General features: G+C 66.3%; 13 protein-coding genes, 1 tRNA gene, 3 pseudogenes and 1 riboswitch. Of the genes and pseudogenes, 10 read left to right on the forward strand and 7 right to left on the reverse strand.

Annotated elements, in window-relative coordinates:
* Positions 1 to 7 precede the first annotated feature (7 nt).
* The 7 genes and pseudogenes from HWX55_RS33945 to glyA form a co-directional block, all read right to left on the reverse strand.
* Positions 8 to 358 (reverse strand): annotated as a pseudogene (locus HWX55_RS33945) (type IV pilin protein); the annotation flags it as partial.
* Positions 337 to 836 (reverse strand): annotated as a pseudogene (locus HWX55_RS33950) (hypothetical protein); the annotation flags it as partial. The pseudogenes HWX55_RS33945 and HWX55_RS33950, both read right to left, overlap by 22 nt.
* Before the next feature lie 142 nt (positions 837 to 978).
* Positions 979 to 1,812 (reverse strand): PilW family protein, encoded by an 834-nt coding sequence (locus HWX55_RS33955; RefSeq protein ID WP_175978854.1) that lies wholly within the window; start codon positions 1,810 to 1,812, stop codon positions 979 to 981.
* Positions 1,802 to 2,203 carry a hypothetical protein gene (locus HWX55_RS33960; protein ID WP_175978855.1) on the reverse strand — a complete coding sequence of 134 codons (402 nt, stop codon included), beginning with the start codon at positions 2,201 to 2,203 and terminating at the stop codon, positions 1,802 to 1,804. Before HWX55_RS33960 ends, HWX55_RS33955 begins: the two co-directional genes overlap by 11 nt.
* 5 nt (positions 2,204 to 2,208) lie before the next feature.
* Positions 2,209 to 2,772 (reverse strand): GspH/FimT family pseudopilin, encoded by a 564-nt coding sequence (locus tag HWX55_RS33965; protein ID WP_124593897.1) that lies wholly within the window; start codon positions 2,770 to 2,772, stop codon positions 2,209 to 2,211.
* Positions 2,773 to 2,925: 153 nt separating this feature from the next.
* On the reverse strand, positions 2,926 to 3,405 hold the full coding sequence (nrdR, locus tag HWX55_RS33970) for a transcriptional regulator NrdR (protein WP_050011738.1): 480 nt from the start codon (positions 3,403 to 3,405) through the stop codon (positions 2,926 to 2,928).
* 6 nt (positions 3,406 to 3,411) lie between these two features.
* Positions 3,412 to 4,659 carry a serine hydroxymethyltransferase gene (glyA, locus tag HWX55_RS33975; protein WP_124680104.1) on the reverse strand — a complete coding sequence of 416 codons (1,248 nt, stop codon included), beginning with the start codon at positions 4,657 to 4,659 and terminating at the stop codon, positions 3,412 to 3,414.
* Between the two features lie 137 nt (positions 4,660 to 4,796).
* Positions 4,797 to 4,897: riboswitch (ZMP/ZTP riboswitch) on the reverse strand.
* 180 nt (positions 4,898 to 5,077) lie between these two features.
* Between glyA and HWX55_RS33980 the strand changes: the two genes are divergently transcribed.
* The 10 genes and pseudogenes from HWX55_RS33980 to HWX55_RS34025 form a co-directional block, all read left to right on the forward strand.
* Positions 5,078 to 5,824, forward strand: a complete 747-nt coding sequence (locus HWX55_RS33980; protein WP_050011740.1) for an SDR family NAD(P)-dependent oxidoreductase — start codon at positions 5,078 to 5,080, stop codon at positions 5,822 to 5,824.
* Positions 5,825 to 5,932: 108 nt separating this feature from the next.
* Positions 5,933 to 6,418, forward strand: a complete 486-nt coding sequence (ybgC, locus tag HWX55_RS33985) for a tol-pal system-associated acyl-CoA thioesterase (protein WP_050011741.1) — start codon at positions 5,933 to 5,935, stop codon at positions 6,416 to 6,418.
* Positions 6,419 to 6,562: 144 nt separating this feature from the next.
* Positions 6,563 to 7,240 (forward strand): protein TolQ, encoded by a 678-nt coding sequence (gene tolQ, locus HWX55_RS33990; RefSeq protein ID WP_006476795.1) that lies wholly within the window; start codon positions 6,563 to 6,565, stop codon positions 7,238 to 7,240.
* A gap of 10 nt (positions 7,241 to 7,250) precedes the next feature.
* Positions 7,251 to 7,700: a protein TolR gene (gene tolR, locus HWX55_RS33995; RefSeq protein ID WP_050011742.1), complete on the forward strand. Its 450-nt coding sequence runs from the start codon at positions 7,251 to 7,253 to the stop codon at positions 7,698 to 7,700.
* The gene (gene tolA, locus HWX55_RS34000) at positions 7,697 to 8,752 is read left to right on the forward strand and encodes a cell envelope integrity protein TolA (protein ID WP_175978856.1); all 1,056 of its coding nucleotides are present in this window, start codon (positions 7,697 to 7,699) and stop codon (positions 8,750 to 8,752) included. Before tolR ends, tolA begins: the two co-directional genes overlap by 4 nt.
* 109 nt (positions 8,753 to 8,861) lie before the next feature.
* On the forward strand, positions 8,862 to 10,157 hold the full coding sequence (gene tolB / locus HWX55_RS34005; RefSeq protein ID WP_050011744.1) for a Tol-Pal system beta propeller repeat protein TolB: 1,296 nt from the start codon (positions 8,862 to 8,864) through the stop codon (positions 10,155 to 10,157).
* Between the two features lie 17 nt (positions 10,158 to 10,174).
* On the forward strand, positions 10,175 to 10,687 hold the full coding sequence (gene pal / locus HWX55_RS34010) for a peptidoglycan-associated lipoprotein Pal (RefSeq protein WP_050011745.1): 513 nt from the start codon (positions 10,175 to 10,177) through the stop codon (positions 10,685 to 10,687).
* 19 nt (positions 10,688 to 10,706) lie between these two features.
* Entirely contained in the window at positions 10,707 to 11,456 is a 750-nt protein-coding gene (gene ybgF / locus HWX55_RS34015) for a tol-pal system protein YbgF (protein ID WP_006484965.1), read from the forward strand.
* 108 nt (positions 11,457 to 11,564) lie between these two features.
* Positions 11,565 to 11,641 (forward strand) — tRNA-Lys (locus HWX55_RS34020).
* A 433-nt stretch (positions 11,642 to 12,074) separates the two neighbouring features.
* Positions 12,075 to 12,542: pseudogene (locus HWX55_RS34025) on the forward strand (IS110 family transposase); the annotation flags it as partial.
* Positions 12,543 to 12,658 lie beyond the last annotated feature (116 nt).

Here is a 12,658-nt window from a genome sequence, read left to right on the forward strand (position 1 = left end):
CGCGAACTCAGCGCACGCTCCAGCAGACAGCGCCCGGTTCGTCGACACCTTCGCTTCCTGCATTGCCTTTCGTCCCGTCCGAGCGCAGCGTGAACGTGCCGCATGCATCGTCGCGCATCGGACCGGTGTCGAGCGGCGTCGCCGCCAGTTCGTAGTTCACCGGCGAATCGTCGCCATCCGGCCGCCCGAGCGTCAATCGATACACGGCATGCCCGTCCGGCGGCGCCTGCGCGAGCGCGTCCGGCAACGCCGCGGGCGGCGCGCCGTCCAGCGTTTCAAGATATTGGGCCGCACGGTACAGCGCGGACACCGCCGACGCGCGGTGAACCCGCACGACATGCTCGCGATACGACGCCAGCGCAATACGACGATGTGGCCGTCGCGTATCGCGACCTGGTGTTGCAGCCACACGGCGCTCGACGCGTGCGCGCCGACGCCACGCGCGGTGACCAGGTAAGCACGGTCGCGTGCCTGCGCTGCCGGGCGCCGCCACGCCTCGATCAGGCATCGCGGCGGTTGCGCGGCCATCGGCCAATCGGCGAAAGGCGCGAACGCTTCGGCAGCCGCTAGGCGTCGGGCTCCGCATGCGAGTCGCTTTCGTTCACGTACGGTGCCGAGCCGCGCAGCAATCGCGCGGTGCACGCGGCCAGCGCGGCATCGGCCGCGTGGAATGCGATCAGCCGATCCGACAACGCGCGGGTGCGGCGCGACTCCGTCAATGCGGCGTCGAACCACGTGCCGGTCAGTGCCGCGACTGCTGCGCCGACCGCGATCACCGCGGGCAACGCAAGGCCTGCATCGCGACGCCACGCGCGGCGGGAGGGCCGGAAACGCATGTGCGGCTCGCGCGGGCTCATCGCCTGAACGCCGACGCGTGCGGCCTGCTGCGGATCGCCCCGCTCGCGACGGCGCGCTCGTGCGCGTGGCCTCTCTCGACGCATCGCGAGACGTCGTCCCGCGCGCCCTGCGCTGCGCCGCTCATCGCGCCACCTCGCTTGCTCGGGTTGCCTCATCCAACGCAGCGTCGGGTGTGGGCGCGACGTTCCGCAACGCGACGATGCGATCGAGCGTCAAACGTGCGCGGCCGTCCGATGCAACGGCGGCGCGGCCGTCGCAGTCGATATGCGGCGTCGGTTCACGCATCGGCTCGCCGCGCGCCCGTACGCAGACATGCACGGCCACGACCTCGCGCCAGTCGTCCGCACGCATCGCATCGGCGTCGACGAACTGCGTGGCGCCGCGACGCAAATAGCGCAGGCGCAACTGATCGATTCCCGCCGCGACAGGCTGCGGCGTGCCCGGACGGCCGCTTCCTTCGCAATACAGTTCGGGTTCGCCCGTCGACGGGCTGACATGCGCATCGAAGCGATTCTCCACCGGCGCAGCTTCGCCCGGCTCGCCGACACCCTGCCCGAGGCAATCCGACGTCTGGCCGTTCACCGTCGTCCACGTCGATACCGCATCGCCGACATACCGGACCAGCAACGCGTCCGACGACAGGCGCACGGGCTCGCAGCGCACCTGTGCGCCGCTACCCCGCACGCGCGCCGCCGAACACCCGAACACCGGCGGCAACGACGATGGCGCTTGTGCATCGAGCGGCAGGAATCCTGCCATCTGGATCTGTTGACCGATCAGCATCAGCGCGGTCGCGGCCGCGTCGCGCATCCTGAACCCGTCTTCCGCGCGCCGCTGCGCAATGCGCTGCGCGTGGTACAGCGCACCGGCCGCCGCGAGCACGAGGAGCCCGACGGTCATCGCGATCAGCACTTCGAGCAGCGTATGGCCACGCGTACGGCGATCAGCGTTCATCGCCCGCCCGCTCGCGAAATGGAATGCGGACACACGACGGCGGCCGCGTCGACATTCCCGCGCCATCGCAGCGCGCCGACGCGAGCCCATCGCCGCCCCGCCAGCGGACAACCGCGTAGCGCACACCGCCCGGCCCGCCGTCGAGCATCATCGCGCCGCCCGGCAACGATGCGGCCGCGAGCGCCGCGAGATCGTCGCCGGCCGCCGCGGCAGCATGCAGACGCTCGATACGCGCATCGGCCAGCCACAGCGCGCGTTCGCGCCAGATCGTCGCGCGCTGCGCACGCGCCATCGCGAGCTGGCTGCCGGCCACTGCCAGCATCACGGCGGCGAGCAGCGCGATGGCCAGCGTCGCCTCGATCAACGACGTCCCGCGCATGGCATTGCGCATCGCGATCACGCCGCATCGCAGCGGCCGGCGACCAGCCGCGCGCGACCGCCTGCCGCAATCCGCACGCAACGCGACGCGCGCGCGTCGTCGGCGCCGGACACGCTGCGCCGCGGACGCACCTCGAAACGCCGGATGCCGCCGATCGACTGACCGACCGGCGGCGCAAATGCGAGCTCATGCGCGGCGCCCGCGACGGCCACTTCGGCATCGCGCGGGTAGCGTCGCAGCACACGCGACTGCCCGTCGACTTGCCCGCTGACGATCCAGTCGCACGACCATTCGGCCGGATCGCATTGCTCACCGGCACGCAGACAGGCGCCGTCGCGCCCGGCGCGGCACAGCGTGACGCGCGCGCCGAGACGCGTTGCCTCGGCACGCGCAAACGACAGCGCACCGAGCAGCGCGCGCGAACGGGCATCCACGCGTTCGCGCATGCGCCACTGGTCGAACGTGGGCACCGCATAGAGCGCGAGCCCCGCTGCCAGCGACATGGCGACCATCAGCTCGACGAGCGTGAATCCGCCCGGCCGTTGCACCACATTCTTAAAGGGTTGAGCGCCCGGTTCCATCGCAATCGTCCTCCGCCACGGTGATGCGACGACTGTAGCGGCGCGTGCGGATGTGCGCCATTAGCCGAACGGCCGACTGGCGACATGCGATCGCAACCGACACAATCGGCGCGAATCGAACCAATGGAGCAGACGATGAACGAACGCAGCGCGTCAGCGCTTACGTGGGGTCTTGGCGGGAGAGGCGCGACGGAACTCTTCGATCACGTCGGCAAATTCGGAAACGTCCTCGAACTGGCGATACACCGATGCGAAGCGCACATAGGCGATCGTATCGAGGCCGCGCAACTCGTTCATCACGAGTTCGCCCAGCTTCTCGCTACGCACTTCGCGCTCGCCAGTCGCGAGCAGTTGATACTCGATGCGGGCGACCGCCGCGTCGATCGCGTCGGCGGCAACCGGCCGCTTGCGCAGCGCGAGTTGCATGCTGGCGACGATCTTGCGACGGTCGAATTCCGTGCGGCTGCCGTCCTTCTTCACGACGAACGGCAGGGACAGCTCGACCCGCTCGTACGTCGTGAAACGCTTGTCGCAAGCCGAGCAGCGACGGCGCCGCCGAATCGCGGCGCCATCTTCGGACACGCGCGAGTCCACGACCTGCGTGTCGTCATGCCGGCAGAACGGGCAGCGCATCGGCGATCAGCGATAGACCGGGAAACGCTTGGTCAGCTCGGCGACCTGCGCGCGCACGCGTTCGATCGTCGCTGCGTCTTCCGGATTCTCGAGCACGTCGGCGATCAGATTGCCCACCTGTTCGGCTTCCGCCGGCCCGAAACCGCGCGTCGTCATCGCCGGCGAACCCAGGCGCACGCCGCTCGTCACGAACGGCTTTTCCGGGTCGTTCGGGATCGCGTTCTTGTTCACCGTGATGTGCGCCGCGCCGAGCGCCGCTTCCGCTGCCTTGCCCGTGATGTTCTTCGCGCGCAGGTCGACCAGCATCACGTGGCTTTCCGTGCGGCCCGACACGATCCGCAGCCCGCGCTTCACCAGCGTTTCGGCCAGCACGCGTGCATTCTCGACGACCTTCTGCTGATATTCCTTGAACTCGGGCGACAGCGCTTCCTTGAACGCCACGGCCTTCGCCGCGATCACGTGCATCAGCGGGCCGCCCTGGATCCCCGGGAAGATCGCCGAGTTGATCGGCTTCTCGTATTCGGCCTTCATCAGGATCACGCCGCCGCGCGGGCCGCGCAGGCTCTTGTGCGTCGTCGTCGTCACGAAATCCGCGTGCGGCACCGGGTTCGGATACACGCCCGCCGCGATCAGACCGGCGTAGTGCGCCATGTCGACCATCAGGTACGCGCCCACCGACTTCGCGATCTTCGCCAGACGCTCGAAGTCGATCTTCAGCGCAAACGCCGACGCGCCCGCGACGATCAGCTTCGGCTTGTGTTCCTGCGCGAGTTGCTCGGCCGCTTCGTAGTCGATGTCTTCGTTTTCGTTCAGGCCGTAGCTCACCACGTTGAACCACTTGCCCGACATGTTCACCGGCGAGCCGTGCGTCAGGTGACCGCCATGCGCGAGGCTCATGCCCATGATCGTGTCGCCCGGCTTGAGCATCGCGAAGAACACGCCCTGGTTCGCCTGCGACCCCGAGTTCGGCTGCACGTTCGCGGCTTCCGCGCCGAACAGTTGCTTCACACGGTCGATCGCCAACTGCTCGACCACGTCGACGTACTCGCAGCCGCCGTAGTAGCGCTTGCCCGGATACCCTTCCGCGTACTTGTTCGTGAGCTGCGAGCCTTGTGCGGCCATCACGGCCGGGCTCGTGTAGTTTTCCGACGCGATCAGTTCGATGTGATCTTCCTGGCGGCGGTTTTCCTGCTCGATCGCTGCAAAGATTTCGGGATCGACGTTCGCAATGGTGCTTTGGGCTCTGTCAAACATACGGTTTCCGTTAAGTGTGTACAGGTTGACCGGAGCGGCCGAGTACGGTGCGCTGCTGGCGAGACCAGCTCGACGTGGCGGAAGAATCCGTATGACGCGAGGCAGGACAGCCACCGGCGATGCACGCGACGGCGCACAACGGCTGCCCAGGCGAACGGCAAAAACGGCGCCCCGCGCTTCACGGTGGGATGCTCCACCTTGAACCCGAAGGGTTCTATCGCCAGTCACGCAGGGGTGATGAGCACATTAGTGTATTGGATGCGTCATGAATAGGCAACCGCACGGCAGTGGCCTCCAAACAATGAGGGCCGGACTCTACGCGCCCGTGCCGGAACGCTTCGCCGTCTTGCCGCGGTGCGGCATTCTCAGTAGGCTTGCGGGATTCCACCCGCTATTCCGTTACCGACCAGGAGCAGCAATGATCGTGTTCGTCACAGGGGCGTCCGCCGGCTTCGGCGCCGCCATCTCCCGCGCCTTCGTCAAGGGCGGCCATCGCGTCGTCGCCACCGCACGCCGCAAGGATCGTCTCGACGCGCTCGCGGCCGAACTCGGCGACGCGCTGCTGCCGTTCGAGCTCGACGTGCGCGACCGCGCGGCCGTCGAAGCCGTGCCGGCCGCCCTCCCCGCCGAATTCGCCGCGCTCGACGTGCTCGTCAACAACGCCGGCCTCGCGCTCGGCGTCGAGCCGGCCCAGAAGGCGAGCCTCGACGAGTGGCAGACCATGATCGACACGAACTGCTCGGGCCTCGTGACCGTCACGCACGCGTTGCTACCCGGCATGATCGCGCGCGGTCGCGGCCATATCTTCAATCTGGGCTCGGTGGCAGGCACCTATCCGTATCCGGGCGGGAATGTATACGGCGCGACCAAGGCTTTCGTCAGACAATTCAGCCTGAACTTGCGCACCGACCTGATCGGCACGCCGTTGCGCGTAACCGACATCGAGCCGGGGCTGTGCGGCGGCACGGAGTTCTCGAACGTCCGCTTCCGCGGCGACGATGCAAAAGCGGCGAACGTCTATCAGAACGTCCAGCCGCTCACGGCCGAGGACATCGCCGACACGATCTACTGGATCGCCACGCGCCCCGCGCACGTCAACATCAATACGATCGAGATGATGCCGGTCGCGCAAGCCCCGGCCGGCCTCACGGTCCATCGCGGCTGACACGTCGCCCGCAGCCGCGGGCCCGGCTCCGGCCGGCCCGCGGTGTGCCACGACGCACTACATTCCGTTACGAATCGGTTACGAATCCCGTCTTTGCCTTCCGGTAGAATGCGCGCCATGACTCAGCCTACCCGCTCCCCGGAAGCGCCGTCCGGCTTTACCTGGCCGGTGCGCGTGTACTACGAGGATACCGATGCAGGCGGCATCGTCTTCTATGCCAACTACCTGAAGTTCTTCGAGCGCGCCCGCACCGAGTGGCTTCGCGCATGCGGCGTCGACCAGCGTCGGCTCTCCGACGAGACCGATGCGATCTTCATCGTGCGCAGCACGTCGCTCGACTACCGCGCGCCGGCGCGACTCGACGACACGCTGACGATCACGAGTCGCCCCGGACGCATCGGTCGCGCATCGGTGGAATTCACGCAGGAAGCCTGGTGCGGCGACACGCTGCTCGTGGCCGGGCAGATCCGCCTCGGCTGCGTCGACCGTCACGGCATCCGGCCCGCGGCCATCCCGCCGGCCGTGCTCGACGCGCTGCAACGCGGGCCCGTCATCGACGCGGGGCAGACTGGTTTGTCAACGAAGCTCGCATGAGCGCCGTTTAGACACAGCCTATGAACTTGCCGTTCTGATTCGATACTAAGCAAGGTTCGGCGTCAGGCCTCGCCGGCGCGCCGCGCCGCACGCACACCGGACGCCCTTGCCGGGCACTCCCGAAGGGACGTTACTCAAACCTCTATGAATACTGTTCAAGACCTGTCGATCATTTCCCTCGTCCTCAACGCGAGCGTGCTGGCCCAGGCCGTGATGGGGCTGCTGCTGCTGCTGTCGCTGATGTCGTGGACCTTCATCTTCCGCAAGTGGTTCGCGATCCGCCGCGCGCGCGCGCAGACCGAACGCTTCGAGAAGGATTTCTGGTCGGGCGGCGACCTGCAGGCGCTGTATCAAAGCGCGGCCAACAACCGCCACACGATCGGTGCGCTTGAGCGGATCTTCGAATCCGGGATGCGCGAATTCCTGAAGGCGAAGGAAAAGCGCCTCAGCGATCCGGGCCTCGTGCTCGACGGTGCGCGCCGCGCGATGCGCGCGTCGTTCCAGCGTGAAATGGACGTGCTCGAAGCCAATCTCGCGTTCCTCGCGTCGGTCGGCTCGGTCAGCCCGTACATCGGCCTGTTCGGCACGGTCTGGGGGATCATGAATTCGTTCCGCGGCCTCGCGAACGTGCAGCAGGCCACGCTCGCGAACGTCGCGCCGGGCATCGCCGAGGCGCTCGTCGCTACCGCGATCGGCCTGTTCGCCGCGATTCCGGCGGTGGTCGCGTACAACCGCTACGCGCACGACATCGACCGCCTCGCGATCCGCTTCGAGACCTTCATCGAAGAGTTCTCGAACATCCTGCAGCGTCAGGCCCAGTAAGGAGCGCGCCATGGCAGGAAGCCCCATCCGATCCAGCATGCGCGGCGGCCGCTCGCGCCGCGCGATGGCCGACATCAACGTCGTGCCGTACATCGACGTGATGCTGGTGCTGCTCGTGATCTTCATGGTCACCGCACCGCTCGTCGCGCCGTCGATCATCAACCTGCCGACCGTCGGCAATGCCGCGCCGCAGGAGCAGACGCCGCCCGTCGTCGTCAACATCAAGGCCGACCGCACGATGAGCGTCAAGTACAAGGGCGACTCGGGCGCGACCCAGGAAGACACGATGACGAAGGCCGAGCTCGACAGCTTCATCACGGCCCGGCAGGCCGATCACCCTGACCAGCCGGTCGTGATCGCAGCCGACAAGACCGTGCAGTACGATGCGGTCATGACCGTGATGTCAGATCTGAAGGCGCGCGGCGTCAAGCGCGTCGGCCTCCTCGTCAAATCGCAATGAACCGGCAGCAATCCACGCGCAGGTCCGCCTACCCGCTCCAGCCTCCCCGGGAGCGCGGGACGTGGCGCGCGTTCGCGCTCGCCGCGCTGATGCACGTGCTGCTCGCGCTGTTCCTCTATCACGGCGTGCAGTGGCAGAACAGCACGCCGGCCGGCGCCGAAGCCGAGCTGTGGACCGAAGTGCCCGACGTCCCCGCGCCGCGGCCCGTCGTCACGCCCACGCCGCCCGCGAAGGTCGCGCCGCCCCCTGCCCCGGTGCGCGACGAGCAGGCCGACATCGCGCTGCAGCAGAAGAAGCGTCAGCAGGAAGCGGCCGCGCGCGAGGCGCAGCTCGAGCAGCAGCGCCGCGCGCAGCAACTGAAGGCCCAGCAGGAAGAAGAAGCCCGGCGCGCGCAGCTCGCCGCGCAACAGGCCGCCGCGCTCGCCGCCCAGAAAGCCGCGGAACGCGACAAACAGAAGCAGGCCGACAAGCTCAAGCAACAGCAGCTCGCCGAGCAGCAGAAGCTCGAACAGCAGAAACTCCAGCAGCAAAAGCAGGCGCAGCTCGAAGCGCAGCAGGCAGCGAAGGCGAAAGCCGACGCAGCCGCGAAGGCCAAGGCGGAAGCCCAGGCCAAGGCGAAGGCCGAAGCCGCGGCGCGCGCGAAGGCCAATGCGGCGGCGAACGCGAAGCTGGACCGCGAGCGCAGCGCGCGCCTCGCGCAGATGCAGGGGCTGTCCGGCGCCGGCGAAGGTGGCGGCGACGGCCTCGCGAAAAGCGGCACCGGCACGGGCTCCGGCGGCAATGCCGCGACGCCCGGCTATGCCGACAAGGTGCGCCGCCGCGTCAAGCCGAACATCGTGTGGGGCGGCGAGCGGGCAGGCCTGACCACCGTCGTCAAGATTCGGTGCACGCCGTCCGGTGACGTATTGAGCGCATCGGTCTCCCGCTCGAGCGGGAATTCGGGGTGGGATCAGGCCGTGGTCAATGCGATCCACGCATCGGTCCCGTTGCCGCCCGATTCTAACGGTCGGACCCCGTCCGACATTACGATTACCTTCAAGGCGGCGGAGTGAAACGAAATGCGCTTACACTCCGAGCGTCGCTGTAGGACGGGAACGAATCGGGTATTTTTACTGTCTCTGCGGTTGCGCAGCGATCCAAGCCATACGGGAAGCAAGAAGCATGAGTTTGATGACAAAGCTAGGTTTCAGGGCACTCGTGGCCTCGTGTCTGATCACGGCGGGCAGCGCCGCTAACGCCCAGGTCAACGTGCTGATCACCGGCGTCGGGTCGACCCAGTTCCCCATTGCCACCGCGAATTTCACAAACGAGGCGAACCTGCCGCAGCAGGTCACGTCGATCGTGCGCGCCGACCTCGCCCGCAGCGGCAAATTCACCAACATCGACGCCGGCAGCACGCCCGTGCCCGAGACCGCATCGGTCGATCTCGGCGCATGGAAGGCCAAGGGCGCGAATGCGTTCGTCGCCGGCAGCGTGAACCGCGACGCGAACGGCCAGTACAAGGTCAACTTCATCCTGTACGACACCGTGAAGCAGCAAAGCCTCGGCGGCCTGTCGCTGACGGCCACCGACACCACGCTGCGCACGGCCGGCCACAAGATCGCCGACTACATCTACCAGAAGCTGCTCGGCGTGCGCGGCGTGTTCGCCACGCGCCTGTCGTACGTGATCAAGACCGGCAACCGCTACCAGTTGCAGATTTCGGATTCCGACGGCCAGAACGCGCGCATCGCGCTGTCGAGCACCGAACCGATCATCTCGCCGGCATGGTCGCCGAGCGGCACGAAGGTCGCGTACGTGTCGTTCGAGCGCAAGAAGCCGATCGTCTACATCCACGACCTGCCGACCGGCCGCCGCTACATGGTCTCCGACCAGAAGGGCAACAACAGCGCACCGGCGTGGTCGCCGGACAGCAACACGCTCGCCGTCGCGCTGTCGCTGACGGGCAATACGCAAATCTATACGGTCAACGCGAACGGCGGCGGCCTGCGCCGTCTCACGCAGAGCAGCTCGATCGACACCGAGCCGTTCTACTCGCCGGACGGTCGCTGGATCTACTTCACGAGCGACCGCGGCGGTGCGCCGCAAATCTACCGGATGCCCGCACAGGGTGAGAGCGCCGGCGCCGCGCAGCGCGTGACCTTCACCGGCAGCTACAACACGAGCCCGCGCGTGAGCCCGGACGGCAAGCTGCTCGCTTACATCTCCCGCACGGGTGGGGGCTTCAAGCTGTACGTTCAGGATCTGCAGAGTGGCGCGGCGAACGCCATCACGAATACCAATCGCGACGAATCGCCGAGCTTCGCGGCAAACGGCCAGTACCTTCTGTACGCCACCCAGTCGGGTGGCCGCAACGTGCTGGCTGCAGTGCCCTCCGACGGCAGCGCGCCGCCGCAGATCCTGTCCGTCCAGGGCGGCTCCGTTCGCGAGCCGTCGTGGGGGCCCTTCATGCAATGACCACAAGGAGAGTAACCATGATGTCGAATAAAGCTCGTCTGGCCCTGGCCGTGATGATGATCAGCGCGCTTGCAGCGTGCAAGTCGGGCGTGAAGCTCGACGACAAGGCGAACAACGCGGGCGCAATCGGCACGCAGCCGAGCGCCGACAACGTCGCGCAAGTGAACGTCGATCCGCTGAACGACCCGAACAGCCCGCTCGCGAAGCGCAGCATCTACTTCGACTTCGACAGCTATTCGGTGAAAGACGAGTACCAGCCGCTGATGCAGCAGCACGCGCAGTACCTGAAGAGCCACCCGCAGCGTCACGTGCTGATCCAGGGCAACACCGACGAACGCGGCACGAGCGAGTACAACCTCGCGCTGGGCCAGAAGCGTGCGGAAGCCGTCCGCCGTGCGATGGCCCTGCTCGGCGTGAACGACTCGCAAATGGAAGCCGTGAGCCTCGGCAAGGAAAAGCCGCAGGCAACGGGTCACGACGAAGCATCGTGGGCGCAGAACCGTCGCGCCGACCTCGTCTACCAACAGTAAGTAACGGAAGAATCGCCGTATGACGCACCGTTCAACCTGGCTGCGCGTTGCCGCAGCATTCTGCGTCGCGGGCGCGGCGTGGTCGGCCGCGCCGGCGCACGCCGGCATGTTCGACGACAACGAAGCGCGCCGTGCCGTGCTCGATCTGCGCAGCAAGAGCGACAACCTGTCGAGCCAGTTGTCGGCCGCCCAGCGTACGATCCTCGATCAATCCGGCCGTATCGACCAGCTGAACCAGCAGGTCGCGACGCTGCGCGGCGAGAACGAGGATCTGACGAACCGGCTGACGACGCTCGAGCGGCAGCAGAAGGAGTACTACCAGGATCTCGACACGCGGCTCAAGAAGTTCGAGCCGCAGCAGGCGACGATCGACGGTGTCGAAGGCACCGTGCAGCCGGGTGAAACGGATGCGCTCAGCGCGGCGCAGCAGCAGTTCCGCAACGGCAACTTCAAGGCGGCGGCGGCTTCGTTCCGCGCGTTCATCGCGAAGTATCCGCAGAGCCCCTATCAGCCGACCGCGCAGTACTGGTACGGCAACGCGCAATACGCGCTGCGCGACTACCGCGGTTCGACCGCGACGTGGCAAGGGATCGTCAGCAAGTTCCCGCAACACCCGCGGGCGGCCGACGCCCTCGTGGCGATCGGCACGAACCAGCTCGAACAAGGCCAGAAGGCGGCCGCGAAGAAGACGTTCGAGCAGGTCGTGTCGCAGTACGCCGGGTCGAACGCGGCGCAGACGGCACAGGGCAAGCTCGAAACCATCAAATAATTATCGCGACGGGTTGTTGACAGTCCTGTAACCCGTCGCTATAATCTTTTGCTCTTTAGGTCGTTGCCTAGGTTGTTGAAGCAACGAACCGACAGGTTTCAAGAATGTGGGGTGGTAACTCAGTTGGTTAGAGTATCTGACTTTTAATCAGAGAGTCGAGGGTTCGAGTCCCTCCCACCCTACCAACTATCTTCGATAGTGCAAAAAAGCCTCCCTCGCGGAGGCTTTTTTGCGTCTGTCGCTCAGTGACATATGCCGTTCAGTTTCACTTCCCGGCTAAACGCCCATCGCGATCCCATCGCCGTGGACGCATCGTTGCCACGATCAGTCCCGCTTCTCCTAGTCGGCACCTAATATCGCGACGATCAGGCCACCGATGCAATACCGCCCCGTTACTATCTTCACGCCCCGATAATCGGGGCTTTGGCCAGCCAGGCCCGGCATGATTCCCGCCCCCAGTCGCAGTCATGATCCGGGGGGGGTTGTCACCGGGCCTGGTGGGTGGCTGGTGATCGCTGATAGGGGTTTGGCCGGGATATCCCGACGCCGTCCGTAACGTGGATGCCGAGACTTGCCACCGTTGTTGCAGGCCAATCCGTTCACTCTGCTCATACTTCGATGCAAGACACTCAACAACATGGTGCCGTCGATGTCTTCGTCGGCGTCGATGTCGGTAAAGGCCAGCATCATGCCGTCGCGCTCGATCGGAACGGCAAGCGCCTGTACAACAAGGCGCTACCCAACGACGAGGTCAAGCTGCGAGCCCTCATCGCCGAGCTCAAGACTCACGGTCGACTGCTGTTCGTCGTCGATCAGCCGTCCACCATCGGTGCGCTTCCTGTAGCCGTCGCCCGCGCTGAAGGTGTACTCGTCGCCTATCTGCCGGGACTGGCCATGCGTCGCATCGCTGATCTACACGCCGGTGAAGCCAAGACCGATGCCCGCGATGCCGCGATCATTGCTGAAGCCGCTCGCTCGATGCCGCATACACTGCGCTCGCTTCGGTTGGCGGACGAGCAGCTCGCCGAACTCACCATGCTGTGCGGCTTCGACGACGATCTCGCCGACCAAGTCACTCAAACCAGCTGTTGATTTGCACGGAATCCTGACCCACCCTACGCAGTAATTTGCATCGAATATTGACCCACGTAGAACACTGACCTGCTCGGCAACGGGCAGGGGAACGGAGTGATCGACGTGGC

The organism is Burkholderia sp. BCC1047 (genome assembly GCF_902833155.1).
In the GTDB taxonomy this organism is placed as follows: domain Bacteria; phylum Pseudomonadota; class Gammaproteobacteria; order Burkholderiales; family Burkholderiaceae; genus Burkholderia; species Burkholderia sola.